The sequence below is a fragment of the Rhodobacter capsulatus genome (assembly GCF_052363185.1).
Taxonomy (GTDB): Bacteria; Pseudomonadota; Alphaproteobacteria; order Rhodobacterales; family Rhodobacteraceae; genus Rhodobacter; species Rhodobacter capsulatus_E.
Genome location: NZ_CP198955.1, coordinates 1,599,159 through 1,623,970, shown reverse-complemented (window position 1 = coordinate 1,623,970; position 24,812 = coordinate 1,599,159). Strand labels below are relative to the sequence as shown.

General features: G+C 70.4%; 21 protein-coding genes. 15 read left to right on the top strand and 6 right to left on the bottom strand.

Translation table 11 applies throughout. From position 1 onward, the window contains the following. Positions 1-10: 10 nt before the first annotated feature. Both rpsI and rplM read right to left on the bottom strand, forming a co-directional pair. A complete protein-coding gene (rpsI, locus tag ACTTAG_RS08080) occupies positions 11-499 on the bottom strand; it encodes a 30S ribosomal protein S9 (RefSeq protein ID WP_136906499.1) in 489 nt (162 codons plus the stop codon). A 2-nt stretch (positions 500-501) separates the two neighbouring features. Further along, complete coding sequence (gene rplM / locus ACTTAG_RS08075; protein WP_444464666.1) at positions 502-966, bottom strand: 50S ribosomal protein L13; 465 nt, start codon at positions 964-966, stop codon at positions 502-504. 285 nt (positions 967-1,251) lie between these two features. Between rplM and sbcD the strand changes: the two genes are divergently transcribed. From sbcD to ACTTAG_RS08050, 5 genes are all read left to right on the top strand, one after another. After that, positions 1,252-2,259 (top strand): exonuclease subunit SbcD, encoded by a 1,008-nt coding sequence (gene sbcD / locus ACTTAG_RS08070; RefSeq protein WP_444464985.1) that lies wholly within the window; start codon positions 1,252-1,254, stop codon positions 2,257-2,259. After that, the gene (locus ACTTAG_RS08065) at positions 2,144-2,464 is read left to right on the top strand and encodes an exonuclease SbcCD subunit D C-terminal domain-containing protein (protein ID WP_444465215.1); all 321 of its coding nucleotides are present in this window, start codon (positions 2,144-2,146) and stop codon (positions 2,462-2,464) included. Before sbcD ends, ACTTAG_RS08065 begins: the two co-directional genes overlap by 116 nt. Positions 2,465-2,547: 83 nt before the next feature. Further along, positions 2,548-4,845, top strand: coding sequence for an AAA family ATPase (locus ACTTAG_RS08060; RefSeq protein WP_444464984.1), 2,298 nt, complete (start codon positions 2,548-2,550; stop codon positions 4,843-4,845). 530 nt (positions 4,846-5,375) lie between these two features. Further along, positions 5,376-6,185 carry an SbcC/MukB-like Walker B domain-containing protein gene (locus ACTTAG_RS08055; protein ID WP_444465214.1) on the top strand — a complete coding sequence of 270 codons (810 nt, stop codon included), beginning with the start codon at positions 5,376-5,378 and terminating at the stop codon, positions 6,183-6,185. 94 nt (positions 6,186-6,279) lie between these two features. Further along, positions 6,280-7,182: a bifunctional 5,10-methylenetetrahydrofolate dehydrogenase/5,10-methenyltetrahydrofolate cyclohydrolase gene (locus ACTTAG_RS08050; RefSeq protein WP_444464983.1), complete on the top strand. Its 903-nt coding sequence runs from the start codon at positions 6,280-6,282 to the stop codon at positions 7,180-7,182. 243 nt (positions 7,183-7,425) lie between these two features. Here ACTTAG_RS08050 and ACTTAG_RS08045 read toward each other — a convergent pair whose 3' ends face one another. Then, a complete protein-coding gene (locus ACTTAG_RS08045; protein WP_444464982.1) occupies positions 7,426-8,610 on the bottom strand; it encodes a LysR family transcriptional regulator in 1,185 nt (394 codons plus the stop codon). Between the two features lie 102 nt (positions 8,611-8,712). On the opposite strand from ACTTAG_RS08045, the gene ACTTAG_RS08040 reads away from it, so the two are divergent. The 10 genes from ACTTAG_RS08040 to ACTTAG_RS07995 all read left to right on the top strand — a co-directional run bounded on the left by ACTTAG_RS08040 (position 8,713) and on the right by ACTTAG_RS07995 (position 20,554). Next, positions 8,713-10,284 carry an aromatic amino acid lyase gene (locus ACTTAG_RS08040; RefSeq protein WP_444464981.1) on the top strand — a complete coding sequence of 524 codons (1,572 nt, stop codon included), beginning with the start codon at positions 8,713-8,715 and terminating at the stop codon, positions 10,282-10,284. Continuing rightward, the gene (gene osmF, locus ACTTAG_RS08035) at positions 10,281-11,192 is read left to right on the top strand and encodes a glycine betaine ABC transporter substrate-binding protein OsmF (RefSeq protein WP_444464980.1); all 912 of its coding nucleotides are present in this window, start codon (positions 10,281-10,283) and stop codon (positions 11,190-11,192) included. Before ACTTAG_RS08040 ends, osmF begins: the two co-directional genes overlap by 4 nt. Positions 11,193-11,311: 119 nt before the next feature. Continuing rightward, a complete protein-coding gene (locus ACTTAG_RS08030) occupies positions 11,312-12,493 on the top strand; it encodes an ABC transporter permease (protein ID WP_444464979.1) in 1,182 nt (393 codons plus the stop codon). Then, the gene (locus ACTTAG_RS08025; protein ID WP_444464978.1) at positions 12,490-13,416 is read left to right on the top strand and encodes an ABC transporter ATP-binding protein; all 927 of its coding nucleotides are present in this window, start codon (positions 12,490-12,492) and stop codon (positions 13,414-13,416) included. The genes ACTTAG_RS08030 and ACTTAG_RS08025 overlap by 4 nt, the downstream gene beginning before the upstream one ends. Next, the gene (locus ACTTAG_RS08020; RefSeq protein ID WP_444464977.1) at positions 13,413-14,156 is read left to right on the top strand and encodes an ABC transporter permease; all 744 of its coding nucleotides are present in this window, start codon (positions 13,413-13,415) and stop codon (positions 14,154-14,156) included. Before ACTTAG_RS08025 ends, ACTTAG_RS08020 begins: the two co-directional genes overlap by 4 nt. A gap of 9 nt (positions 14,157-14,165) precedes the next feature. After that, positions 14,166-15,548 (top strand): dihydroorotase, encoded by a 1,383-nt coding sequence (locus ACTTAG_RS08015; RefSeq protein ID WP_444464976.1) that lies wholly within the window; start codon positions 14,166-14,168, stop codon positions 15,546-15,548. Then, positions 15,545-16,786 (top strand): Zn-dependent hydrolase, encoded by a 1,242-nt coding sequence (locus ACTTAG_RS08010; protein ID WP_444464975.1) that lies wholly within the window; start codon positions 15,545-15,547, stop codon positions 16,784-16,786. The genes ACTTAG_RS08015 and ACTTAG_RS08010 overlap by 4 nt, the downstream gene beginning before the upstream one ends. Beyond that, the gene (locus tag ACTTAG_RS08005; protein WP_444464974.1) at positions 16,783-17,883 is read left to right on the top strand and encodes a DUF917 domain-containing protein; all 1,101 of its coding nucleotides are present in this window, start codon (positions 16,783-16,785) and stop codon (positions 17,881-17,883) included. The genes ACTTAG_RS08010 and ACTTAG_RS08005 overlap by 4 nt, the downstream gene beginning before the upstream one ends. Further along, on the top strand, positions 17,876-19,540 hold the full coding sequence (locus ACTTAG_RS08000) for a urocanate hydratase (RefSeq protein ID WP_444464973.1): 1,665 nt from the start codon (positions 17,876-17,878) through the stop codon (positions 19,538-19,540). Before ACTTAG_RS08005 ends, ACTTAG_RS08000 begins: the two co-directional genes overlap by 8 nt. Before the next feature lie 135 nt (positions 19,541-19,675). Then, positions 19,676-20,554: a hypothetical protein gene (locus tag ACTTAG_RS07995; protein ID WP_444464972.1), complete on the top strand. Its 879-nt coding sequence runs from the start codon at positions 19,676-19,678 to the stop codon at positions 20,552-20,554. Positions 20,555-20,626: 72 nt separating this feature from the next. Here the strand turns inward: ACTTAG_RS07995 and ACTTAG_RS07990 are convergent, their stop codons facing one another. The 3 genes from ACTTAG_RS07990 to ACTTAG_RS07980 all read right to left on the bottom strand — a co-directional run bounded on the left by ACTTAG_RS07990 (position 20,627) and on the right by ACTTAG_RS07980 (position 24,801). Beyond that, positions 20,627-21,094 carry a threonine/serine exporter family protein gene (locus tag ACTTAG_RS07990; RefSeq protein ID WP_444464971.1) on the bottom strand — a complete coding sequence of 156 codons (468 nt, stop codon included), beginning with the start codon at positions 21,092-21,094 and terminating at the stop codon, positions 20,627-20,629. A gap of 2 nt (positions 21,095-21,096) precedes the next feature. After that, entirely contained in the window at positions 21,097-21,891 is a 795-nt protein-coding gene (locus ACTTAG_RS07985; protein WP_444464970.1) for a threonine/serine exporter family protein, read from the bottom strand. Positions 21,892-22,056: 165 nt separating this feature from the next. Further along, entirely contained in the window at positions 22,057-24,801 is a 2,745-nt protein-coding gene (locus tag ACTTAG_RS07980) for a methyl-accepting chemotaxis protein (RefSeq protein ID WP_444464969.1), read from the bottom strand. Positions 24,802-24,812 lie beyond the last annotated feature (11 nt).

Genomic DNA, 24,812 nt, shown 5'->3' with positions numbered 1-24,812 from the left:
TCGCGTCGGATCAGCGCTTCGAGAACTGGAAGCTGCGGCGGGCCTTGGCCTTGCCGTATTTCTTCCGTTCGACGACGCGGCTGTCGCGGGTCAGGAAGCCCGCCGCCTTCAGCGCGGCGCGCAAGGACGGCTCATGCAGCTGCAGCGCCTTCGAGATGCCGTGCTTCACCGCCCCGGCCTGACCCGAAAGACCGCCGCCGACGACCGTCGCCATCACGTCATACTGGCCTTCGACGCCCGCGACGCCAAAGGGCTGGTTCACGATCAGCTGCAGCACCGGACGCGCGAAATAGACCGGCATTTCCTTGCCGTTCACCGTGATCTTGCCGGTGCCGGGCTTCACCCAGACCCGCGCCACCGCGTTCTTGCGCTTGCCCGTCGCATAGGCGCGGCCCTGCGCGTCGCGCACCGGGGTGCGCTCCACCGCCGCGGCCACGGCCGCCGCCGGGGTGCCCGAAACGGCCGACTTCAGATCGTCGAGGGATTTGATATCGGACATGTTCAGGCGCTCCGGGTGTTCTTCTTGTTCAGGACTTTCACGTCCAGAACTTCGGGCTGTTGGGCTTCATGCGGATGGGCAGCCCCGGCATAGACGCGCAGGTTCGACATCTGCGCGCGGCCCAGACGGTTGCGCGAGATCATGCGTTCGACCGCCTTGATCACCACGCGCTCGGGATGCGCGCCTTCCAGAACCTGGCGCGCGGTGCGGAACTTGATCCCGCCCGGGTGGTTCGTGTGCCAGTAGTAACGCTTGTCCTCGCGCTTCGTGCCCGTCATCTGCACCTTGTCGGCGTTGATGATGATCACGTTGTCGCCCATGTCCATGTGCGGCGTGAAGGTCGGCTTGTGCTTGCCACGCAGACGCATGGCAACGATCGTCGCGAGGCGGCCCAGAACGACGCCCTCGGCGTCGATCAGGATCCACTTCTTCTCGATCTCCGCAGGTTTCGCGGTATAGGTTTTCATTGTCGATCGCCCTTTGAAGGGTTGGGAAACTGGATGCGGGCTTATCCGCGACTTTCCAGAACAAAGCAAGCGCAACAGACGCCTTAATCTTGCGCCTTTTCAAAGACTTGCGAAATAGGTATCAAGTTACCCCATCACTGAGCGCCTTTTGCCGCCGAGTCGCGCCCGCACGGGGGGCGGGGCGGGATTTCGGGTGGCCCTTGGCACCGCCCCGGTCTAGGGTGGCACCGCGGCCGCGCCCCATGCGGCTGCTCCCCCCAGACTCGCCCCGAAAACGAGCCCCCCATGCGCCTTTTGCACACCGCCGACTGGCATATCGGACAGACCCTGAACGGCTGGACGCGCGAGGCCGAGCACCGCGCCTTTCTGACCCGCCTTGGCGAGATCCTTGTGGCGGAACGGGTGGATGCGCTTCTGGTGGCGGGGGATGTCTTTGACGGGCTCAACCCCTCGGGCGAGGCGCAACGGCTGCTTTACACGGCGCTGGCGGGCTATCTGCGTGCCAATCCGCGGCTGCAGATCGTGCTGAGCGCGGGCAACCACGACCCGGCGCAGCGGCTGGAGGCGCCCGAGGCGATGCTGCGCGAATTGGGGGTGCATGTGCTGGGCACGCTGACGCGCGGGCCGGAGGGCGGCATTGATCTTGACCGCCATCTGATCGCGCTGCGCGATGGGGCGGGGGCGGTGCGGGCGCATCTGCTGGCCCTGCCCTTCCTGCGGCAGGCGGATCTGCCGGGGCTGCGGCTGGGCGCCGAGGAAGACGGCGCCGAAGCGGCGGTGCGGGCGCTGCTGGCCGAGACGGTGGCGCGGGCCGCGGTGCGGGCGAAGGGTCTGCCGCTTCTGGCGATGGCGCATCTGACCTGCGCGGGCGGGCTGGAAAGCGCGGGCGCCGAGCGGCGCATCCTGATCGGCGGCGATCACGCCGTGCCGCCCGATGTCTTTCCGCCCGCGCTGGCCTATGTGGCGCTCGGCCATCTGCACAAGCCGCAATCGCTCGACGGCGGGCGGCTGCGCTATTCCGGATCGCCCTTTCCGCTCTCGGCCACCGAAATCGGTTATGACCATGGCGTGACGCTGCTGGATCTGGCGCATGGCACGCCGCCCCGCCACATTCCCCCTGCCGCGCCCGGTGCCGGTGCTGCGCCTGCCCGCACAGGGCACCGCCCCCCTGCCCGAGATCACCGCCGCGCTGGCGCAACTGGCGCTGGAAAAGACCCCGCGCGCCGAGGGGCCCTTCCTTTATCTCGCGCTGCTTGCCGACCGGCCGGTGACCGAAATCACCGCCGCGCTTGATGTGGCGCTGGAGGCCCTGCCGGTGCGGCTCGCCGGGCTGTCGATCACCCGGCCCGAGACCGGAACCGCCGCCGCGCCGCCGCCGCAGGGGCTGAGCCGGACCACGCCCGAGGCGCTTTTCGCCGCGGCCTTTCGCGACCATCACGGCACCGAGCCCGAGCCCCGCCACCTGAGCGCCTTTCGCGACGCGCTGTCCGAGGTGTAACCCCATGCGCATCCTGTCGATTTCCGGCCAGAACATCGCCAGCCTCGCGGCGCCTTTCGCGATCGACTTCACCGCCCCGCCGCTTGCCGGGGCCGGTCTTTTTCGCGATCACCGGGGAAACCGGGGCGGGCAAATCCTCGATCCTCGATGCGATGTGCCTGGCGCTTTACGGCGATGCGCCGCGGCTGGCGGCGGGGGCGCGCGGCGACCGGGTGCCCGATGCCGCGGGCGAGGAGATCAGCGCCGCCGACAGCCGCGCGATCTTGCGCCGCGGCGCCGCGACGGGCTGGGCCGAGGTGCGCTTTGCCGCCCGCGACGGCACCGAATATATCGCGCGCTGGGTGGCGCGGCGGGCCCGCGACCGCGCCGAGGGCCGGTTGCAAAACGTTGCCCGCAGTCTGGCGCGGGCCTCGGACGGGCAGGTGCTGGCGGCGCAGACCCAGGCCGTCACCGAACAGGTCACCGCGCTGACCGGGCTGAGCTATGCGGAATTCCGCCGCACCGTGCTGCTGGCGCAGGGCGATTTCGACGCCTTCTTGCGCGCCGATACCGGCGAGCGCGCCGAGCTTTTGGAAAAGGTCACCGGAACCGGGCTTTACCGCGCCGTCTCGATCCGGGTCTATGAGCGGACCGAGGCGGCGCGGGCCGCCCATGCCGCCTGTGTCGCGCGGGCGGCGGATCATGCGCTTTTGTCCGACGCGGCCCGCGCGGCGCTGGAGGCCGAGGCGGGGCAGCTGCAGGCCGCGAATACCGCGGCGGCGCAAAGGCGCCGGGCGCTGACCGAGGCTTTGGCGCAGCATCAGCGCCATCAACAGGCGCAGGCGCAGCTTGCGGCAGCGGGGGCGGCGGCGGATCTGGCGCGGGGGGCGCAAACGGCGGCGGGGGCCGAACGGGCGCGGCTGACGCAGTTTGATCTGGCCGCGCCGCTGCGGCTGCCCTGGCAAGCGCAGATCGGGGCGGAAAAGGCGCTGCAGGCGGCGCATGAGGCGCTGGCGGCGGCGCAGGCCGCCAGCCTTGCCGCCACCGAACGCGCCGGGGTGGCGGCGCAAACCGCCGCCCGGGCGCAGGCGGCGCTGGAGGCGCGCGAACAGGCGTTCAAGGACTTTGCCCCGATCTGGGATCAGGCGGCGCGGCTTGATGCGCAGATCCTGACCGCCGGGACCGAGGCCGGGGCGGCCGCAACCAAGGCGGGCGCGGCCCGGGCGGCGCAGGCGGCGGCGGCCAAGGGGCTCGCCGATCTGCAAACCGCGCGCGGCGGTGCCGAAACCGCCCGGCAGCAGGCCGCCGCGGATCTGGACCGGCTTCGTCCGGTGCTGCCGCTGGCGGAAAGCTGGGGGCAGTTGCGCCGCGATCTGAGCGAGCATGAAGCCGCCCGCGCGGCGCAGGCCGCGGCGCTGCGGGCGCAGGCCACGGCACAGGCGCGCGGTGCCGAACAGGGTGCCGAGGCCGGCCGTCTGGCCGCAGCCGAGGCCGCCGATCAAGCCGCCGAAGCGGCGCTGGCGCAACAGATCGCGGCGATCCGGGCCGAGCTTGCGCCGCTGGAAGCAGCCCATCCGCCCGGGCGTGCGGGGGTGCTGGCGGCGCTGCAGGGCGATCTGGCGACGCTCGACCGCGCCTGTCGCGATCTGGCGCAGGCGGCCGCGGCAGGCGCCCGCGCCGCAGCCGAGACCGCCGCCGCCCGGGCGCAGGGCGCCGAAGCCGCGGCCGAAGCGGCCCGCGCGACCGAGGCCCTGACCCGGGCCGAGGCGCAGGTGGCGGCGCTGACGGCCCCGCTGGACGCCGCCGATCTGGCGCTGTCGGAGGCCGCGCGCAGCCTGCGCGCCGCGCTGCAACCGGGCGCGCCCTGCCCCGTTTGTGGCGCCAAGGATCACCCCGCCCCTGCGGAAGCCGGGCTTGTGCATCTGGCCGAGGTGCTGCGCCGCGATCAGGCGGCGGCCCGGGCGGCGGCCGCGGCGGCACGGGCGCAGCTGACCGCCGCGCAGGGGCTTTGGCCGGGGCGGCGGCGCGGGCGGCGCAGGCCGCGGCGCTGCGCGATCAGGCCGAAACCGCAGCCGGGGCAGCCGCAGCGCTTTGGGCCGAGGTCGCGGCGCGGGCCGGGGCGCATCCGCTCTGCCCGGCGCTGCCGCGGGCGCCCGAAGCGGCGGGGCTGGCCCGGGCGCAGACCGCATTGGCGGCGCTGCAAACGGCCGAGACGCAGGCGCAAGAGCGCATCGGAACGCTGCGCAACACCCTGTCGGAACAGGACAAAACGCGCGAGGCGCTGCGCCGGGCGCTGGCCGCGCGGCAGGCGGCGCGGGCCGATCTGGCAGCGGCGCAGGCGGCAACCGCACAGGAGCTGGCGCTTGCCGAAGCCCGGGGGCAGGAGGCCGCGGCGCAGCTGACCCGGCTTGGCGCAGCGCTGGCCCCGGCGCTGGCGGCGGCGGGCGAAAGCGATCCGGCCGACCCCGATCTGGCGCGGCGGCTGGCCTTGCTTGTGGCCGAGGTCGGGGCGGCGCAGGCGGCGCGGACCGCGGCCGAAACGGCGCTGGCGGAACTTGCCCCCCGCCTCGCCCGGGCCGCGGCCGAGGCCGAAACCGCCGCCCTGCAGGCCGATCAGGCGCAAAAGGACGCGGCAGAGCGGGCCGAAACCCTGACCCGGCTGCAGGCCGAACGCGCGCCGCTGCTGGGGGGCGCGCCGACGCCAGAGCATCGCAGCCGCTTCAACGCCGCCCGTCTGGCGGCCAAAGCCGAAAGCGAGGCGGCCACGGCGGCCTTGGCTGAGGCCAGAGCCACGGCCGCCGCCGCCACCGCCCGGCAGCACGACAGCGCCCGCGCGCTCTCCACCACTGAGGCGGCGCTGGAGGCCGCGCGCCAGACCCTTGCCGCGGCGCTGGACGCAAGCGGCCTTGCGCCCGCGGCGCTGGCCGATCTGATGGCCGCGCCGCGCGCCGAGATCGAGGCCCTGCGCGCGCGGCTGCGCCAGCTTGACGATGCGGTGACCGCCGCAACGGCGGCGCTGGCGGCGCGGCAGGCGGATCTGGCCGCGCTCGACGCCGTGGGTCTGCCCGCCGAGCCGCCCGAGACGCTGGCCGCCGCGCTGCAGGCGCTTGAAACAGAGACAGAGGCGCAGGCCCGCCGTCTGGGCGAGCTGAGCGCGGAACTGGCCCGCGATGCGGCGACACGGGCGAAGCTGGCCGATCTGGCGCGGGAAACCGAAGCGGCGCGGGCGGAATGGGAGGTCTGGGCGGCGGTGAATGCGGCGATCGGGGCGCGCTCGGGCGACCGGTTTGCGCGCATCGCGCAGGCGATCACGCTCGATGTGCTGGTCGATCACGCCAACCGCCATCTGGCCGATCTGAACCCGCGCTACCGGCTGCGCCGCGGCGCCGAACTGGCGCTGCAGGTCGAGGACCGCGACATGGGCGATGCCGCCCGCGCCACCCGCAGCCTGTCGGGGGGGGAGCGGTTTCTGGTCTCGCTGGCGCTCGCGCTCGCACTCTCGCAGATGGGCGGCAAGGGCACGTTCGCGGGCACGCTGTTCATCGACGAGGGGTTCGGCGCGCTCGATGCGGGCAGTCTCGATCTGGCCATCGACGCGCTGGAGACGCTGCAATCGCAGGGGCGGCAGGTCGGCGTGATCAGCCATGTCGAGGCGATGCAGGCCCGCATCGCCACCCGCATCGCCGTGCGCAAGGAAGGCGGCGGCCGGTCGAGCCTGCGTGTCGAAGGCCCGGGGGTCTGACGCTTTTTTCAAACGATGCGTCGGCCCCGAGGCGCGGGCGGCGGCCGCGGCGTGCCATGCTGCCGCCAAGCCGCTCAGCCCGAAAGGAAACGCCATGGCCGACAGACGCGATCACCGGATCATCGACGGCAAGGCCGTGCAGGAGCGGCTTCTGGCCCAGATCCGCGCCGAGCTTGAGACCGCGGCGCGGACCCATCCGGTCGGGCGGCTGGTGTCGATCTCGATCGGGCCCTCGCCCGAGATCGAGGTCTATGTCCGCAATCAGGCCCGCGCCGCCGCAAGGGCCGGGCTGCCCTTCGAACAGGTGATCTGGTCCGCACAGGCGACGCAGGAGGATTGCAAGCGCAAGATCGCCGCGCTGAACGATGATCCTTCGGTGCTGGGGATCATCCTGCAACGCCCGGTGCCCGGGCATATCCATGTGCGCTCGCTGCAATCGGCGATCCACCCGCTGAAGGATGTCGAGGGGATGAACCCGGCCTCGATCGGCAATATCGTTTACAACGACATCGCGCTTGCGCCCTGCACCGCGGCGGCGGCGGTGGAGATGGTGCGGGCCACCGGGCTGGCGCTGCCGGGGCTTGAGGTGGTGATGATCGGCCATTCGGAAATCGTCGGCAAGCCCGTCGCGTTCATGCTGATGGCCGAGGGGGCGACGGTGACGGTGTGCCACCACATGACGCGCTCGGTCGCGATGCATTCGCGCCGGGCCGATGTGGTGATCGTGGCGGTGGGCAAGGCGCATCTGATCGGGCCGGAGATGATCAAGCCCGGCGCGGCGGTGATCGACATCGGGATCAATCAGGTCACCGATGCGGCGGGCAAGGTGCGGATTTTGGGCGATGTCGACACCGAGGCGGTGCGCGAGGTGGCGGGCTGGATCACCCCGGTTCCGGGCGGCGTCGGGCCGGTGACGGTGGCGATGCTGATGCGCAACGCGCTGACCGCGCATCGCCGTCAGGTGGCGGCGGGCTGGCTGGAGGCGGTGGGGGGCTGACCGAGCCCCGAACGACTCAGTCGGGCGGAGCAGGAAACGCGACCCGCGTTTCCCCGCCCGCAGCGACCACGGCCTTGCAGGGACCGCTTCCCCAAGCGCAACAGAGGCCAGCGCCTGCGCCCTTTGGGCGAGAAGCGCCCGCCGAGGGCGGGGCCGGCGCTGGCCGGGGGCCTTTGGGCCCCCGGCGGTCATGGGGATACCGGGGGCACGACCTCGGCGATGGCCTCGGTCGAGGCAAAGGGCTCAGTCCCGCTGCCCCTCGGCCAGTTCCGCCGCGATCATCTCGGCGATCCGGCGCGAGCGGCCCGAATGGCGCCAGGTCAGCATCAGCCGCTGGTCATGGGCATCGGGCAACAGCACATGCCGCCCGGCAAAGGTGGTGCGCGCGACATGTTCGGGCAGCACGCTGACATAGCCGCCCTGCGCCAGCACATTGACGATGATCGGCAGCGCGTCGATATCAAGCACCCGCGCCGCCCCGCGCCAGTCCGGGCCCAGATGGGCATCCAGAAACGCCTCGGCGCGCTGGCGCAGCCCGCTGCGGCGCGATTGCAGCACCAGCGGATGCGTCGCCAGCAGCTTGCGCAGCACCACCGGCTCGATCATCGCGCCCGCGCGCACCAGCCCCGCAGGCAGACCGCACAGCGCAACGGGCGAGCGGCGCAGCTCGATCTGGCTGTAATAGCGGTCGCGCAGCCGCGCATCCAGAAAGATGCAGTCGAACCGCCCGCTGTCGAGCCCGCTCAGCAGATCCTCGGCCAAAGTCGAGACCAGGGTGAAGCTCAGCCCATGCCGCAAGGTCAGGCGGCGGATCAGACCGCCCAGCATCCGCGCCAGCTCGCCCTCGGGGGTGGCGGGAATGACGGTGCCGATGCTGATCGGCCGTCGCTGCGGCGCGGGCGCCACCGCCTGCCCCGGATCGCGCAGCGCCTGCCAGCCGGTCTCCAGCGCCGCAACCTGCGCCTCGAAGGCCTGCCCCGCCGCCGTGGCCACAAGCCCGGCATCGCCGCGTTCGGCAAGCCTTTGACCCAGAACGCTTTCCACAAGCGCCAGCTGGCGTGACAGCTGCGGCTGACCGATGCCGATCTGGCGCGCCGCAGTGCGGATCGAGCCCTGCCGCAGCGCCTCGACCACGCGAAACAGCGTCTCCAGCGTCAGCGGCCGCTCGGGCACCGCCGCGCCAGGACAGCCCTGCAGCGCCCGCAGGCCCGCCGCCAGCCCGGCCAGACCCGGCAGCGCCCGCCGCCCCTCCAGCGTCAGCGCCAGCCCGTCGGTGTTGCGCCGCGCCAGCGCCACCGCCAGCTCCTGTTCCAGCCGCGCCAGCGCAAGGCTCACCGTCGAGGGCGGCGCCCGGGTTTCGCGGGCGGCGAGCCGGATCGAGCCCAGCCGCAAGGCCGCCTCGGCAAGGATCAGACTTGAACTGCGCATTTTTTCGTCACCGCCCCGGCATCGGCTGTGCAGAAAAAAACATATGTCCGGAGCCGATGCAATTGCCTATCGTTCCGCGGCGTGACCGGAGACTCGCCGCCGATGACCGATGCCCCTGCCCTGATCCGTTTTGACGGTGCGCCCCTGCCGCTGGCAAGTCTGGCGGCGGCGCTGGCCGGGCCGGTGCGGGCGATGCTGCCCGACGGGTCCCGGGCGGCGCTGCGCCGGGGCCGCGCCGCGCTGGAAGCCGCGGCGGCGGCGGGGCAGCCGATCTATGGCATGACCACCGGCGTCGGCGCGATGAAGCATCAGTGCCATCAGGGCGCCGCCATGGCCGCGTTCAATCACAGCCTTGGGCTGGCGCATGAGGTGGCGGTCGGTGCGCCCGTCGCGCCCGGCATCGCGCGGCTGGCGCTGGTCTTGCGGCTCAACACCTTGGCCACCGGCCGCGTCGGCGTGTCCGAGGCCTTCGCCGAGTGTCTGGCGGGCATGCTGGATCATGACATCCTGCCGCGGATGCGCCGGCACGGCAGCGTCGGCTGCGGCGATCTGGGGCAGCTGGGGCAGCTCGCCACGGCGATGACGGGCCTTGGCACGGTGCTGCACAAGGGTCGGGAACGGCCCGCGGCCGAGGCTTTCGCCGATGCCGGGCTGGCGGTGCATGCGATGCGCCCGCGCGAGGGGCTGGCCGCGGTCGCCTCGAACAGTTTCAGCCTGGCGGCGGCGCTGGCCGCGGTCCTGGCTGCCCGGGCGCGGGTCGCGCAGGCGCTGGCGCAGGCGCCGGTGATGGCGCTGGCCTGGGGGCTGGATCGTACGGTCTGGCAGGCGGCCGAAACCAGCCTGATGCCGCTCGAAGCCGCCATCGCTCGCCATCTGAGCGCGGCAACCGCGGCGCAGACCGACTGGCCCGCCCGCGGCTCGGTGCAGGATGCGCTCTCGGCGCGGTTCATGGTGCAGGTGCTGGCGCCCGGCGTGATCGCCGCCGAGGAGGCGCTGGACACCCTGCATCTGGCCAGCGGGCAGGTCGATGACAACCCGACCGTGCTGGCCGATGGCCGCGTCGTGACCTCGGGGGCCAGCCATCACGCGCAGCTGTCGCTGCGGCTGGGCGCGCTGCAGGCGGCGCTGGCCATGCTGGGGCGCAACCTGTTCAACAAATGCCTGATGCTGACGAATGGCCAGCTGCCGGGCCTGCCGGTCAATCTGGTGCCCGAGGGGATGGTGGCGACGGGCTACGGGCCGCTGATGAAGCTGGCGATGGAGCAATCCGCCCGCATCGCCGCCGCCGCCGCCCCGGTGGCGCCCCATGCGCTGACGCTGGCGGCAGGCCTTGAGGACGAGGCCCTGCTTCTGCCGCTGACGGCCGAGCGGATCGCCGATCAGGCCGAGGCGCTCGGCTGGCTTTTGACGATTTCGGCCCTGCTTTCGGTGCAGGCGATCGCGCTGCGCGGGCTTGATCCGGTGGGGCCTGCCGCTACCTTGACGGCGCAGGTGCGCGCCCATGTGCCGCCCTTTGCGGGCGATATTCCGCTGAGCGCGCGGCTGACCGCGCTGCGCGCCAGCCTTGACGCCAAGACCCCGGTGCTGGCGCCGATGCCGACGTTGACGCAAACGACCCTCTACAACAAGCTGGACCAACCAGCCTTCCCCCATCCGACAGGAGAGATGAGATGACCCCGACGAAATCCCTTGCCGCCGCCGCGGCGCTGAGCCTGCTGGCGGGCGCGGCGCTCGCCGATCCGATCACCGTCTCCTCGAAGATCGACACCGAGGGCGGGCTTTTGGGCAACATGATCTATCTGGCGCTGGAAAACGCCGGTCTGCCGGTGGAAAACAAGCTGCAGCTGGGCGGAACGCCGATCCTGCGCGATGCGATCATCGCCGGGCAGATCGACATCTATCCCGATTATACCGGCAATGCGGCGTTTTTCTTCAACGAGGCCGACAGCCCGGTCTGGAAGGATGCAGCCAAGGGCGCGGCCCGCGCGGCCGAGCTTGATCTGGCGGCGAACAAGATCGTATGGCTGCCCGCGGCGCCCGCGAACAACACCTGGGCCATCGCCGTGCGCGCCGATGTGGCGGAACCGAACAATCTGAAAACCATGTCGGATCTGGGCAAGTTCATCGCGGGCGGCGGCACGATCAAGCTGGCCGCCTCGACCGAATTCGTCACCGCGCCCGCCGCCCTGCCCGCCTTCCAGACCACCTATGGCTTCACGCTTGCGCCCGATCAGATCGTGCAGCTGTCGGGGGGCGATACTGCCGCCACCATCGCCGCCGCCGCGGCGCAGACCTCGGGCGTGAATACCGCGATGGTTTACGGCACCGATGGCGCCATCGCCTCGGTTGGCCTTACCGTGATGGCGGATGACAAGTCGGTGCAGCCGGTCTATCAGCCCGCGGCCCTGGTGCGCGAAGAGGTGCTGAAAGCCAATCCGCAGATCGCCGAGGTGCTGGCGCCGATCTTCGCCTCGCTCGATCTGACGACGCTGCAGGACCTCAATGGTCGCATTCAGGTGGGCGGCGAACCGGCCGAAGCGGTAGCGAAGGACTATTTGACCTCCCGGGGTTTCCTCAAGTGACACCCGAAGGGGGGGCGCCCTCACGCCCCCCTTTCAAACGGCGGTGCGCGCCCCTGCGGGGTTTTCGCGCGCACCGCCGAAAAATCCCCTCCCCGCCCCCGTCCTGCCCGAGGTGACAGATGCGTTTCGCCCTGCCCGCCCTCTCGGCCCTGTCGCCCCCCGGCCTTCTGGTCGCGCTGACCGGGGCGGTCGGGCTTTGGCTGCCGCTGGTGCAGCTCAAGCCCAACCGCATCGTGGCGGGACAGGGGCTGGATCTGATGGCGGCGCTGCCCGGGCCGATGGGCTGGGCCATTGCGCTGGCGATGGCGGCGATCCTGGGCCTTGGCCTTGACGCGCGCCGCGGGCTGGGGCTGCGGCTTGGGCTGGCGGCGCTGGGGCTGGGGCTGAGCCTCTTTGCCCTTGGCCTTGCCGCGCGCGGCCTGATGCCCGCGGGAAAAAGCATGGCCCGGGTCTCGCCCGCGGCGGGGTTCTGGCTTTTGGGGCTGGCCTTCGCGCTGATGGCCACCGATGCGCTGGCCCGGCTGCGCCCCGGGCTGAAGGCCCGCGCGGCCCTTCTGGCGGGAACCGTCGCAGCGCTTTCGGGGCTTCTGGCCTCGGGCTGGCTCGATCGGCTTTCGGTGATGATCGAATATGCCGCCCGCGCCGAAATGTTCGCGCGCGCGCTTTGGCAACATCTGGTTCTGGCCTTCGGCTCGCTGGGGCTCGCCTTTGCCATCGGCCTGCCGCTCGGCATCGCGATCTTCATGGCGCGGCCCTTGCGCAAGCCCGTGCTGACCCTGCTCAACCTTTTGCAAACCATTCCCTCACTTGCGCTTTTCGGGATCATGATCCCGATCTTCGGCTGGATTGCCCTGCATGTTCCGGGCGCGGCCGAACTGGGCGTGGCGGGGATCGGCCCCTTTCCGGCGCTGATGGCGCTCTTCCTTTATGCGCTGCTTCCGGTGGTGTCGAACACCTGGGTCGGGCTCTCGTCGGTCTCGCCCGCGGTACGCGATGCGGCGCTGGGGCTTGGCATGACGCCTGCCCAGGTGCTGCGGCAGGTCGAGCTGCCCCTGGCCCTGCCCGTCGTGCTGGCCGCGGTGCGCATCGTGCTGGTGCAAAACATCGGCATGGCGGTGATCGCCGGGCTGATCGGCGGCGGCGGCTTTGGCAGCTTCGTCTTTCAGGGCCTCAATCAGACCGCGATGGACCTGATCCTTCTGGGCGCCTTGCCCACCATCTTCCTTGCCCTTGTCGCGGGCATCGGCCTTGATCTGGTGATCGAGACGCTGTCGCGACCCAAAGACCGGAGCGCGCCATGATCCGCCTTGACCATCTGAGCAAGCGCTATTCCGGCCGGGCCGTGGTCGAGGATGTCAGCCTGACAGTGGAAACCGGTCAGATCGCGGCGCTGGTCGGCACCTCGGGCTCTGGCAAGACGACGCTGTTGCGGATGATCAACCGGCTGGTCGAGCCCACCGAAGGGCGGGTCTGGATCGGCGAGACGGAGGCGGCGAAGATCGCGCCGCATCTGCTGCGCCGCCGGATCGGCTATGCGATTCAAGGGCATGGGCTTTTCCCGCACCGCACCGTGGGCGAAAACATCGCCATCGTGCCGCGGCTTTTGGGCTGGCGCGAGGCCGAGATTTCCGCCCGCATCGACGAGCTGATGCAGCTTTTCGACCTTGACCCCGCCATCTATCGCGACCGGCTGCCCCATGCTTTGTCGGGCGGGCAGCAACAGCGGGTGGGTGTGGCCCGCGCCTTGGCCGCCCGGCCCGAACTGCTGTTGATGGACGAGCCCTTCGGCGCGCTCGATCCGGTGATCCGCGCCAAGGCGCAGGCCGATCTGCGCGCGATCCAGCGCCAGCTGGGCACCACCCTTGTCATCGTCACCCATGACATGGAGGAGGCGATCAGCCTTGGCGACCGGATCGCGGTGATGGACAAGGGGCGGCTGTTGCAATTCGCCCCGCCCAGCGAAATTCTGACCGCCCCCGCCACCCCCTTTGTCGAGGCGCTGGTGGGCGCGGCCGAACGCCCGTTCCGGCTGTTGTCGCTTGCCACGGTCGCCGCGCTGCGCGAGCCGGGCGAGGCCCCGGGCACAGCCATTGCCCCCGAAACCAGCCTGCGCGAGGCGCTGGCTTTGTGCCTGTGGGAAGGCCGCGCGGCGCTGCCGGTGGCGGGGGGCGGCATCGTCACGCTGGCGGCGCTTCAGGCCCGGGCCGAAGGGTCAAGGCCATGATCGCACGGGTTTTTCTGATGCTGGCGGCGGCGCTTCTGGCGGCGCTTCTGCTGACCCCGGAAAGCTTTGCCGAGGTCTTCCGCCCGCTGACCCGCAACAACGCGCCGCCGATTTACCTGCAGACGAGCCTGTTGAGCCTGACGCTGTCGCATCTGGCGCTGGTGGGCCTCGCCGTCACCGGCTCGACCCTTGTGGCCGTCGCGGGGGGCGTTCTGGTCACCCGTCCGGCGGGGCGCGAATTCCTGCCGCTCGCCCGCACCATCGCCTCGGTGGGCCAGACCTTTCCGCCCGTCGCGGTGCTGGCGCTCGCCGTGCCAGCGATGGGCTTTGGCGCCGGGCCGACGCTGGTGGCGCTGTTTCTTTATGGTCTGCTGCCGGTCTTTGAAAACACCCTGACCGCGCTTTCGACCCTGCCGCCCGCGGTGCTGGAGGCCGCGCGCGGCATGGGGCTGACCCGGCGGCAAAGGCTGTGGCAGGTGGAACTGCCGCTGGCGCTGCCGGTCATTCTGGCGGGGGTGCGGCTGACGGCCGTAATTTCGCTCGCCACCGCCACCATTGGGTCAACCGTCGCGGCAAAGACGCTGGGCGAGGTGATCATTGCCGGGCTGCTGTCGGCCAATCCCGCCTTCGTCGTGCAGGGCGGGCTGATCACCGGTCTGCTGGCCATCCTGATCTATGAAGCATTCCAAAGGCTTGAGAGCTGGTCTGCGCGCCGCGCCGGGCAGATCCGGCCGCAGTGAGGAGAGAGCATGTCCGATTTCGATCTGGTCCTGTCGGGGCGGGTGATCCTGTGCGAGCGTGAGGTGGAAGGCGGCTTCGTCGCCGTGCGCGACGGCCGTGTGGCGCTGATCGGCGAAGGCGCGCCCCCCGCGGCGCGCGAAAGTCACGATCTGGGCGCGGCGCTGATCCTGCCCGGCGCGGTCGATGCGCAGGTGCATGCGCTGTCGCAAAGGGGGGCCGAGGGCTTTGCCGCCGCGACCGCCGCCGCCGCCGCGGGGGGCGTCACCACCATCGTCGACATGCCCTATGACGAGGGCAATCTGGTCTGTTCGGCCGAGGCCGTGCGGATCAAGGCCGCCGAGGCCGCGGCGCGGGCGCGGGTCGATGTGGCGCTTTACGGCACGATCGACCCGGCCGAGGGCCCGGCGCGGATCGCCGAACAGGCCGCGGCCGGGGTCTGCGGCTTCAAATTCTCGACCTTCGGCACCGATCCGAAACGCTTTCCGCGCATCCCCCCGGCGCTGCTGATGGCCTGTTTCGCCGAAGTGGCCAAGACCGGGCTGGCGGCCGGCGTGCATAACGAGGACGACGCCTTCGTGCGCGAGGCGATGGCGGCGGTGGAGGCATCACGCATCACCGACTGGCGCGCGCATGGGCTGTCGCGTCCGCCGATGACGGAGATTCTGGCGCTGCTGCAGATCTATGAAACCAGCGCGGCGACCGGCTGCCCCGCGCATGTCGTGCATTGCTCGCTTGGCCGCGGCTACGAGATCGCCAAGCGCTACCGCGACGAGGGCCATCACGCGACGATCGAGGCCTGTATTCACTACCTGACCTTGGACGAGGAAAACGATGTCGCGCGGCTGGGCGGCAAGGCGAAGATCAACCCGCCGATCCGGCCCCGGGCCGAGGTGGAAACGCTCTGGCGGCATGTGGCGGCGGGCAATGTCTCGATGGTCTCGACCGATCACGTCAGCTGGTCCGAAGATCGCAAGACCCATCCGGAAATGCTGAAGAACGCCTCGGGCGTGCCGGGGCTGGAGGTGATGGTGCCGCTCTTCGTCAAGGGCGCGCTGGAGCGCGGCGTGTCGCTCACTTGGGCGGCGCGGCTTCTGGCGGAAAACCCGGCGCGGCATTTCCGGCTCGATCCGGCCAAGGGGGGCATTGCGCCCGGGCGCGACGCCGATCTGACCGTTCTGGAACCCGTGGCGAAGCGCTATGACGCCAAGGCCAGCCGCTATTCCGTCGCGGGCTGGTCGCCCTATGACGGGATCGAGCTTCCCTGGACGGTGGCCGGAACATGGCTGCGCGGGCAACAGGTCTTTGACGGCAAAACCGTCGCCCCTCCGGGCACCGGGCGCTTCGTCCGTCCCGCCCGCCCGCTGGGCCTGCGTCAGGCGGTGCATGGATGAGAAACCTGCGCGTGAATGCCCGGCGCATCGGCGCCGATCTGGCGGCGCTCGCCGCGATCACCGATCCGGGCCAGCCCTGGACACGGCGGGCGTTCTCGCCCCGGTTCGATCAGGGCCGGGCGTGGCTGGCCGCCCGCTTCGCCGAGGCCGGGCTGAGTGTGACGACCGATGCGGGCGGCAATCTGCTGGGCACGCGTCGGGGCACCGGCGCTTGCGGCACGATCCTTTTGGGCAGTCATTCCGACACCGTGCCGAACGGCGGGCGGTTCGATGGCGTGGCGGGGGTGATCGTGGCGCTGGAAGTGGCGCGGATGCTGGCCGAGCGCGGGTTGGCCCTGCGCCATGATCTGTGCATCGCGGATTTTCTGGCCGAGGAGGTTTCGGTCTTTGGCGTCTCCTGCATCGGCTCGCGGGCGATGGCGGGGCTGCGCCCGCCGGAATGGCTGGCGCTGACGCATCAGGGCCGGACGCTGGAACAGGCGCTGCGCGACGTGGGCGGCGATCCGAAGATCAGCGCGCAACGCACGGACATCAAGGCGTTTTTCGAACTTCATATCGAGCAGGGCCCGGTTCTGGAAACCAGCCGCAAGGATCTGGGTCTGGTCACCGCGATTGCGGGCATCACCCGGATCGAAGTGACGCTGACCGGGCGGCCCGACCATGCGGGCACGGCGCCGATGACCTTGCGCGCCGATGCCCTGGTCGCCGCGGCGCAGCTGGTGACGATGATCGAGGCGAAGGCGCGTGCCGAGGCCGCAAAGGGCGCGCATTTCACCGCGACGGTGGGGGAATTCTCGATCAGCCCCGGCGCGGCGAATGTGGTGCCCGGGGCGGCAAGGCTGCTGATCGACGCCCGCGCGGTCGACCGCGCGCAGATGGAGGATTTCCTGCACTGGCTGCAGGCCGCGCTGACCACCCTGCCCCCGGGCATCACCGCCGAAAGCCGGGTGCTGTCGGACAATGCCCCGACGCCGATGGATGCGGGGCTGATCGCGCGGCTGGAAGCGGCGGCAAAGACCTGCGGTGCCAGCCACATCCGCATGGCCTCGGGCGCGGGGCATGACGCGGCTTTCATCGCCCGCATCGCGCCGGCCGCGATGATCTTTGTCCCCTGCAAGGACGGACGCTCGCATTGCCCCGAGGAATGGGCGGAAACCGACGACATTGCGCTTGGGGCGGAAGTGATGGCCGAGGCCGTCCTGGCCTTTGACGCGGCAAATCAAGGAGATAACGCATGAAACGCATCCTGACCGAAGCCGATATCGAACCCGCCGTGCGCGGCGGATCGGTCTATGCGGCGGGCGGCGGCGGCTGGGCCGACCATGGCCGGATGCTGGGTCGCGCCGCCATGGGCCTGGGCAAGCCGGAACTGGTGTCGATTGATGAGCTTTCCCCCGAGGACTGGGTGGCGACGGCGGCGGCGATCGGCGCCCCGGCCTCGACCACGAACTGGGAGATGCGCGGCATTGATTACGTCAAGGCGGTGCAGCTTCTGAACGAGGCTTTGGGAACCCCCGTCGCGGGTCTGATGGTGGGGCAGAACGGCAAATCCTCGACCCTGAACGGCTGGCTTCCGGCCGCCGTTCTGGGCTGCAAGGTGATCGACGCGGTGGGCGACATCCGCGCCCATCCGACCGGAGACATGGGCTCGATCGGGATGGCGGGCAGCCCCGAGCCGATGATCCAGACCGCGGTGGGCGGCAACCGCGACGAGGGGCGGTATATCGAGCTGGTGACGCGCGGCGCGACGGCCAAGGTCTCGCCCATCTTGCGCACAGCCTCCGACATGTCGGGGGGGTTCATCGCCTCGGCCCGCAATCCGCTGCGCGCGTCTTATGTGGCGCGGCATGCGGCGCTGGGGGGGATTTCGATGGCGCTTGATCTGGGCCATGCGATCCTGGCCGCCGAGCCGAAGGGTCCGGGGGCGATTTTGGACGCCATTCAGGAAAAGACCGGCGGCGTGCTGATCGCCGAAGGGGTGATCACCCGCAAGGCGGTCACCTATACGAAAGAGGCTTTCGATATCGGCACCGTCACGCTGGGCACGGGCGACAAGGCCATCACGCTGCATGTGATGAACGAATATATGGCGATTGACGATGCGGGCGGCCATCGCATCGCGTCCTTCCCCGATGTGATCACCACGCTTTCCCCCGAGGCCGAGCCGCTTTCGGTCGGTCAACTGCAGGAAGGGATGCGGGTTCACATCCTGCATGTGCCGAAGCGCCTGATCCCCTTGGGGGCGGGGGTGCTGGACCCGGCCGTCTATCCGCCTTGCGAAAAGGCGATGGGGATTGAACTGGCGAAATACGCGCTGGAGGGGAAAGATGCCTGAAGCGAACCCCCGTCACCCCGATTTCCCGATCCCTTCGGGGCCGGTCCTGCGCGCGAAGAACTGGCGCGCCGAGGGGCTGTTGCGGCTCTTGGAAAACGTGCTTGCCGTTGGCGAGGCCCCCGAAAAGCTGATCGTTTACGCGGCCTTGGGCAAGGCGGCGCGGAACTGGCCCGCCCATGCCGCCATCGTCAAAAGCCTGACCGAAATCGACGAAGACGAGACCCTGATCATCCAATCGGGCAAGCCGGTGGGCATCCTGAAAACCCATGCGGGCGCGCCGATGGTGATCATGGCGAATTGCAACCTCGTCGGGCAATGGGCGAAGGCCGAGGTGTTTTACGACCTTGAACGCAAGGGACTCATTTGCTGGGGGGGCCTGACCGCGGGCGCGTGGCAATATATCGGCTCGCAGGGCGTCATTCAGGGCACCTATGAAATCTTCATGCGGATCGCGGAACGCCGCTTCAATGGCAGCCTGAAGGGCCGGTTCATCCTGACCGCGGGTCTGGGCGGCATGGGCGGCGCGCAGCCCTTGGCGGGGCGGATGGCCGGGGCGGCGATCCTGTGCGTCGATGTCGATGAAGCCCGCGCCAGAATGCGGCAGCAGATCGGCTTTCTCGACGCCATCGCCCCCGATCTGGACAGCGCTTTGGCGATGATCGACGCCGCGCGGGCCGAGGGGCGGGCGACCTCGGTCGGCCTCATCGGCAACGCGGCCGAGATCTATCCCGAGATCGCCGCGCGCGGCATCACGCCAGATATCGTCACCGACCAGACCTCGGCGCATGATCTGGTTTATGGGTATGTTCCAGCCGGTTACGACCTGCCCCGCGTGCGCCGTCTGCGCGAACAGAACCCCGAGGAGCTGATCGCGGCGGGCCGGGCCTCGATTGCGCAGCATGTCCGCGCCATGCTCACCTTTCAAAGCCGCGGCGCCGAGGTTTTCGACAACGGCAACCTGATCCGCACCCAGGCGAAACAGGGCGGCGTGGAAAACGCCTTCGACATCCCGATCTTCACCGAGGCCTATCTGCGCCCGCTTTTCTGCCGCGCCATCGGCCCGTTCCGCTGGATGGCGCTGTCGGGTGACCCCGAGGACATCGCCCGCATCGACGATCTGGTGCTGAAGATGTTCCCCGAGAACCGGATCGTCACGAACTGGATCCGGCTGGCGCGCGAGAACATCCCCTTCGAGGGGCTGCCCGCCCGCATCGCCTGGCTGGGCCATGGCGAGCGCACCGATCTGGCCGTCGCGGTGAACCGGATGGTGGCCTCGGGCGAGCTGGCCGGGCCGATTGCCTTTTCGCGCGATCATCTGGATGCGGGCGGCATGGCGCATCCCAATATCATGACCGAAAACATGCGCGACGGATCGGATGCGATCGCCGATTGGCCGCTGCTGGATGCGATGACGCTCTGTGCCTCGGGCGCGGATCTGGTCACGGTGCATTCGGGCGGCGGCGGCTATGCGGGCTACATGACCTCCGCCGGGGTGACGATCGTGGCCGAAGGCAGTGCGGCGGCCGAGACCCGGCTGCGGCTGGCGCTCTCGAACGATACCGCGCTGGGCGTGATCCGCTATGCCGATGCGGGCTACCCCGAGGCGCTGGAGGAGGCGGCGCAAAAGGCGGTGGGCCATATCCGCCTGCCGGGCTGAGCCGGGCCCAACCGGATCGGCCGGGCGCACAACCGGCCGAAAGGTAAAATGCCTGCGGAAATCTGCCCGGATCTTAGCCTTGCCTTCATCTTCCGCCGCGAAAGTCGCGCGAAGTCTTCGTGCGGGGATTTTGCGATGTGGCTTCGGTGTTCCTTTGCGGCCGCCCTGTGGCTGGGCGCGGCGCTGCCGGTTGTGGCGGGCGCCGCCGATGGGCTGCAACGGCATCAGGGCGCCTGCAGCGTGACCGCGCCCACGGGGGAAACGCTGTTCGCAGGCGATTGCGCGATCACCCGCAGCCATGTTGCGCAGCTGCAGGCGGGCACGCATTGCGCCTATACCCGCTACGAGGTGCTTTATCCCGGCATCGGCCTTGGCGTGGCGCTGCGCCCCGAAACCGCGGGCTGCGCGCCGCAGTTTCAGGACCAGCCCGCGGATTTCCTGGCGATGGACAAGCGCGGCCAGCTGGTCACGGCCACGGCGGCGGGGGCGCTGTTCCGCTTCGACCCCGGCCCGCCCGACCCGGCCCCGCCCGCGCCGCTGCCGGTGCTGGATGATTTCCTGCGCGGGATCGAGGCTTGCGACTTCTCCCCCGCCTATGACGCTTTTGCCCGCAGCCTGTGGGAGGCCTTTCCGGCGGAGTTTGAGGATCCCGACGGGCTGCGCACCACCCCGGCCGCGGGGGCGGCGATCCTTTGGCCCACGGACAACCCGCCGCCGCTGCAGCCGGTGCGGGCGCGCAAGACGGGTTCCACGCAACATCTGGATGTGCCGCTGCGCGGAACCTATCACGGGCTTGAGATCATCGGCCTGCAGATGGAGGCCGGGATCGGTTCCGAAATCTACATGGATAGCTTTCTGTTCAACGCGCCGAAAGACGTGCTTGAAGGCAAGTTCGGGGCCTCGGTGCGGGGCAAGAACAGGCTGGAGGAATCGCGCAATTTCGACGACGCGCCATTCCTGCCCCGGATCGAAGAGGGCGCACCCGCAAGACTGAGCTGTTACGGGACCGAATGATCCGGTCGCGGGGCGCGCGCCCCGCTGACGGAGATTGGCCCGCCGCAACGACGCGGCGGGACATGCCGGGGCTCAGAAATCCTGATTTTTCAGCAGTTGCGCCGGGATCGCCAGACCGGCGCCGATCGCCGCAAGGGTGAAGATCACCCGGATGATATGTTCGGCCGCATTCACGAACGTGTCGATCGCATCGGCCGGATGCGGGGCGGTCAGGGCGAAGAAGCCCAAGAGCGCCTGACCGAAAAAGGCGCCGGGCACCATCGGGATGCAGCCCGCCAGCGCCACCGCATTGCAGGCCGGGCCAAGCTGGCGGCGCAGCGCCGAAACCGCGCAGGAGGTGATGATGGCCGCCGCGAAAGAGGCGCCCTCGAGGCTCCAGGCCAGTTCCTGCCCGCCGGTGCGGACCATCAGCGCCAGCGCCCCCGCCCCCGCACACCAGGGCAGCGCCCGCAGGCCGAAGTTGAACAGCACCCCGAAACCGGCGGCTGCGACGGCGCCAAACAGCGCCTGATGCAGAAAATGCGGCAGAAATTCCCACATGATCAGCCCCTCATTCCCAGAAGTTCTTCGGCAAACCAGATGCCGGTGGCGGCAAACAGCATGATCATCAGCACCCAGACGGCGCGGGCGCTGCCCATCGTCGGATAGCCGTCCATGATGTCGGTCTGCGCATTGGTCGAAGGCACGCCCGGCACCAGAAGCAGGATCGAGGCCATCATCGCCAGCTGCACCGTGCCGCTGTGCAGCGCGAGCGATCCAAGCCCGCCCAGCGTCGCCGACAGGAAGGAAATCGCCCCCGCGACGATGAAGATGTTCACGCCGCGATGCAGCAGGTGATGGCGGATGAATTGCCCGATCGCGCCCGCGAGCCAGACCGGCCCGAAGGCCGCCCAGTCGATGCCCAGCAACCGGCCGAAGGCGGCACAGGCCAGCCCCACCGCCAGCGCGGTGACCCAGGGCGCATGGCGCGGCGTCTCGCGCACCAGCCGCGCCAGTTCGGCCTCGACCGCATCGACGCTCATGCCGCCCTTTTCGGCGCGCGCGCAAAGTTCGCGCACCGCCAGATCCAGCCGGTGATTGACGCCCAGCCGCCCGACCTGCAGCATCCGGGTGATGGTCTGATCCTCGGCATGGACCGTCATCGCAATCGAGGTATAGCCCGAGCGCAGCCCGATCGTTTCCACCCCGAAGCCGCGCGCGATCATCGCGATGCCGCGATGCACGACGCTGACCGAGGCGCCGCTTTCCATCATGATCCGCCCCGCCTTCAACGCGGCATTGGCGTAACGTTCAAGGTCGCGGTGGCGCTTCACCACCGGGTCGATTTCGGTCCCCATCACGGTCCCCCTGCTTCGGTGCGGCCCGCACCTAACAGCCTGCGACGACAGCGGCAACCGCCGAAACGCCCTGCATGGCCGCTATGAGCGGCGCTATTTTCGCCGCCCAAGGTCTTGAATTTGCGTCGCAATGACAGGTTGAGCCGAAACGGCCCCGGGAGCGGCTCAGCCCGCCCGGGCGATCGGCGCCGCCGTCTCCGCGCCGGTGCGGAACACCGCGGTCAGCGCCCGCAGCCCCTGCGCCTCGTCCAAAAGACCCTGCGTCGCCGCGGAATTCTCCTCGAACATCGCGGCATTGTGCTGGGTGAGCTGATCAAGCTGGTTCACCGCCGCGGTGATTTCGGAAATCCCCGCCGATTGCTCGCCCGCGCCGGTCTCGATCGCCGCCAGAAGCTGGTCGAGCCGCCCCACCAGATCCTCGATCCGGCCCAGCGCCGCATCGGAGCCGGTGGCCAGTTCCACCCCCTCGTCCACCTGCCGCACCGAGGTCGCGATCAGCTCGGCGATCTCGCGCGCGGCCTCGGAGGAGCGCTGCGCCAAAGCCCGAACTTCCGAGGCGACAACGGCGAAACCGCGCCCGCTCTCGCCCGCCCGCGCGGCCTCCACCCCGGCATTCAGCGCCAGAAGATTGGTCTGGAAGGCGATGTCGTCGATCACCGAGGTGATGCGCGAAATCCGCTCCGAGCTTTGCGCGATATCGGTCATCGCCTGCAGCGTGCGCCGCACCACCGCGCGCCCGCTGGCCGTGGTCGCGCGGGTCTCGCCCACCGCCCGTGCCGCCTCGCGCGCGCCCTGCACCGATTGCGCCACCGAAGCCGCCATCTGGTTCATCGCCGCCGCGGTCTCTTCAAGCGAGGCGGCCTGGGTCTCGGTGCGCCGCCCCAGTTCGGTCGCGGCGGTTTCCAGCTGATGCGCCTCGGATTGCACATTGCCACCGGCGCGGACGATTTCGGCCAGCAGGTCCGACATCCGCGCGATCGCCTGGTTGAAATCCTGCCGCAAGCCCTCGTAAGCTTCAGGAAAGGCGGTGTCGATACGCGCTGTCAGATCGCCCGCCGACATCGCCCGCAGCGCGGCGGCCAGCTCCGAAACCACCTGCTGCTGCTCGTGCAGCAATGCCGCCCGCTCGGCCTCGGCCGCCTCGCGCAGACGCCGCCGCTCGGCCCGCTCCGCCTCGGCCTGCTGCTGCGCCTGCCGCTCGCGGTCGCGCTCGGCCTCGGCCGCAGCCACCGCCGCCGCATGGGCCGCACGTTCGGCCGCCGCCAGATCCTCGGCGCGCTGCCGGTCTTCCAGATCGCGCCGGGCCTTGTCGCGCAGCGCATCGCGAAACACCACGAGCGCCCCGACCAGAGCGCCGATCTCGCCCGCGCCCGGCCGCAGCCCGTCGACCGCCGCAGTGTCGCCACCCGCCAGCCGCGCCGTCGCCAGGGTCGCGCGCCGCAACGGCCGCACGATGCCAAGCCAGGCCAGCGCCGAGGCCGCAACCCCGAGCCCCGCGCTGAGCGCCGCCACGATCAGGATCGTCCCGATCGCGTCGTTGGTGCGCGCATGCACCGCCGCGCTGGTCTCCTCGATCCGCAAGAGCACGGTTTCGGCGGCGCCTGCCGCCTCGGCGTCGATCGTCGCCAGCGCCGCATTGGCCGCGCCAAAGGCCGCCTCGGCCGCCGCCCGCGCCCGGATCGAGGCCAGATGCGCCTGTGCCAGCCCGGTTGCCGGATCGGTGCGCGCCAGCAGATCGCGCAGCAGCGGCGCCAGATCGGGCGGCACCTGCGCCATCTGCCCCGCCACCGCCGCCCGCGCGGTTTCGAGCGCGGCGCTTTCGCGGGTGAAGCTTTCCTCGCTGCGGCTGAGCGCCAGACGCAGCGCCGAGGCGACCAGATCGCGGGCGCGGGCCTCGATCCGTGCCGCCTCGATCATCGGTGCCACGTCGCGGGTCAGCAGCGTGTCGATCGTTGCAGCATTTGCCCTGCCCGCCTCGATCGCGTTCAGCGTCAGCGCGAAGGCCAGATCATCGACCGCCACCGCCAGCCCCAGATCGACCCGGGTCGCCAGGCTCTGGATCTCGCGGCGCAGCCCCTCGCCGGGGGCCGCCCCGGGTTTCGCCAGATCCCGGGCCAGCACCGCAAGACGCGTCAGATCGGGGCGCAGCGCCGCCAGCGGACCGCTGTCGCCCAGCGCGAAAAGCTTGTCCTGCATCCGCGCCTCGCAGGCCGCCACGCTGTCGCGCACGATCGTCTGACCGGCAATGTCGAGCCCCGGCACCATCGCCAGCGCCGCGCCGCGCAGCATGTTCACCTCGACCCGCAGCGCCAGCGCATCGCTGAGCCGGGCGAAATCGCGATCGACCAGCGTTTCGAGCGTGGCTTTCACCGTGCCCGCCGCGCCCTCGCCGCCCATCACCATGTTGAAATAGGCGTCATCGCCGATCTCGATCAGCTTTTCGGAGATCCGCGCATTGGCCTCGAAGATGCCGCCGACCGCGGTATCGGTCGCCTGCAGCGCCGCAAAGCCCGCCAGACGGGCATCGACCAGCGCCCCGGCCTCGGTGCCGATCGTCGTCACCGCCCCGCCCAGCGCCGCGGGTGCCGCGGTGTCCTGGCTGCGCAGCTCGGCCTTGAGCCGGTCAAGCGTCCCCTGCAGCTGCTGGCGCACGGTTTCAAGCTCGGCCGCGGACCCGGCCGACAGGATGCCCACCATCGCCTGACCGAGTTCGCCCGTGGCGGCGCCCAGCGCGGTGGTGCGGCGCAGCGCCGGGACCTCGTCCTCGGTCAGATCGCGGACGACGCCATCGGTGGCGCGGAAGGCGTCAAGACCGATGCCGACCGCCAGCGCGGTCATCGCGACCAGGGTCAGCACGATCCCGAGGATCTTCGCCCCGACGCTGGCGAACAGATTGCGGATGCGGGTCATCGCCATCTCCT

What these genes read in the sequence shown, in the direction of transcription:
- rpsI (WP_136906499.1), bottom strand. Translation starts at nt 499, where the DNA reads ATGTCCGATATCAAATCCCTCGACGATCTGAAGTCGGCCGTTTCGGGC.
- rplM (WP_444464666.1), bottom strand. Translation starts at nt 966, where the DNA reads ATGAAAACCTATACCGCGAAACCTGCGGAGATCGAGAAGAAGTGGATC.
- sbcD (WP_444464985.1), top strand. Translation starts at nt 1,252, where the DNA reads ATGCGCCTTTTGCACACCGCCGACTGGCATATCGGACAGACCCTGAAC.
- ACTTAG_RS08055 (WP_444465214.1), top strand. Translation starts at nt 5,376, where the DNA reads ATGGCCGCGCCGCGCGCCGAGATCGAGGCCCTGCGCGCGCGGCTGCGC.
- ACTTAG_RS08050 (WP_444464983.1), top strand. Translation starts at nt 6,280, where the DNA reads ATGGCCGACAGACGCGATCACCGGATCATCGACGGCAAGGCCGTGCAG.
- ACTTAG_RS08045 (WP_444464982.1), bottom strand. Translation starts at nt 8,610, where the DNA reads ATGCGCAGTTCAAGTCTGATCCTTGCCGAGGCGGCCTTGCGGCTGGGC.
- ACTTAG_RS08040 (WP_444464981.1), top strand. Translation starts at nt 8,713, where the DNA reads ATGACCGATGCCCCTGCCCTGATCCGTTTTGACGGTGCGCCCCTGCCG.
- osmF (WP_444464980.1), top strand. Translation starts at nt 10,281, where the DNA reads ATGACCCCGACGAAATCCCTTGCCGCCGCCGCGGCGCTGAGCCTGCTG.
- ACTTAG_RS08030 (WP_444464979.1), top strand. Translation starts at nt 11,312, where the DNA reads ATGCGTTTCGCCCTGCCCGCCCTCTCGGCCCTGTCGCCCCCCGGCCTT.
- ACTTAG_RS08025 (WP_444464978.1), top strand. Translation starts at nt 12,490, where the DNA reads ATGATCCGCCTTGACCATCTGAGCAAGCGCTATTCCGGCCGGGCCGTG.
- ACTTAG_RS08020 (WP_444464977.1), top strand. Translation starts at nt 13,413, where the DNA reads ATGATCGCACGGGTTTTTCTGATGCTGGCGGCGGCGCTTCTGGCGGCG.
- ACTTAG_RS08015 (WP_444464976.1), top strand. Translation starts at nt 14,166, where the DNA reads ATGTCCGATTTCGATCTGGTCCTGTCGGGGCGGGTGATCCTGTGCGAG.
- ACTTAG_RS08010 (WP_444464975.1), top strand. Translation starts at nt 15,545, where the DNA reads ATGAGAAACCTGCGCGTGAATGCCCGGCGCATCGGCGCCGATCTGGCG.
- ACTTAG_RS08005 (WP_444464974.1), top strand. Translation starts at nt 16,783, where the DNA reads ATGAAACGCATCCTGACCGAAGCCGATATCGAACCCGCCGTGCGCGGC.
- ACTTAG_RS08000 (WP_444464973.1), top strand. Translation starts at nt 17,876, where the DNA reads ATGCCTGAAGCGAACCCCCGTCACCCCGATTTCCCGATCCCTTCGGGG.
- ACTTAG_RS07995 (WP_444464972.1), top strand. Translation starts at nt 19,676, where the DNA reads ATGTGGCTTCGGTGTTCCTTTGCGGCCGCCCTGTGGCTGGGCGCGGCG.
- ACTTAG_RS07990 (WP_444464971.1), bottom strand. Translation starts at nt 21,094, where the DNA reads ATGTGGGAATTTCTGCCGCATTTTCTGCATCAGGCGCTGTTTGGCGCC.
- ACTTAG_RS07985 (WP_444464970.1), bottom strand. Translation starts at nt 21,891, where the DNA reads ATGGGGACCGAAATCGACCCGGTGGTGAAGCGCCACCGCGACCTTGAA.
- ACTTAG_RS07980 (WP_444464969.1), bottom strand. Translation starts at nt 24,801, where the DNA reads ATGACCCGCATCCGCAATCTGTTCGCCAGCGTCGGGGCGAAGATCCTC.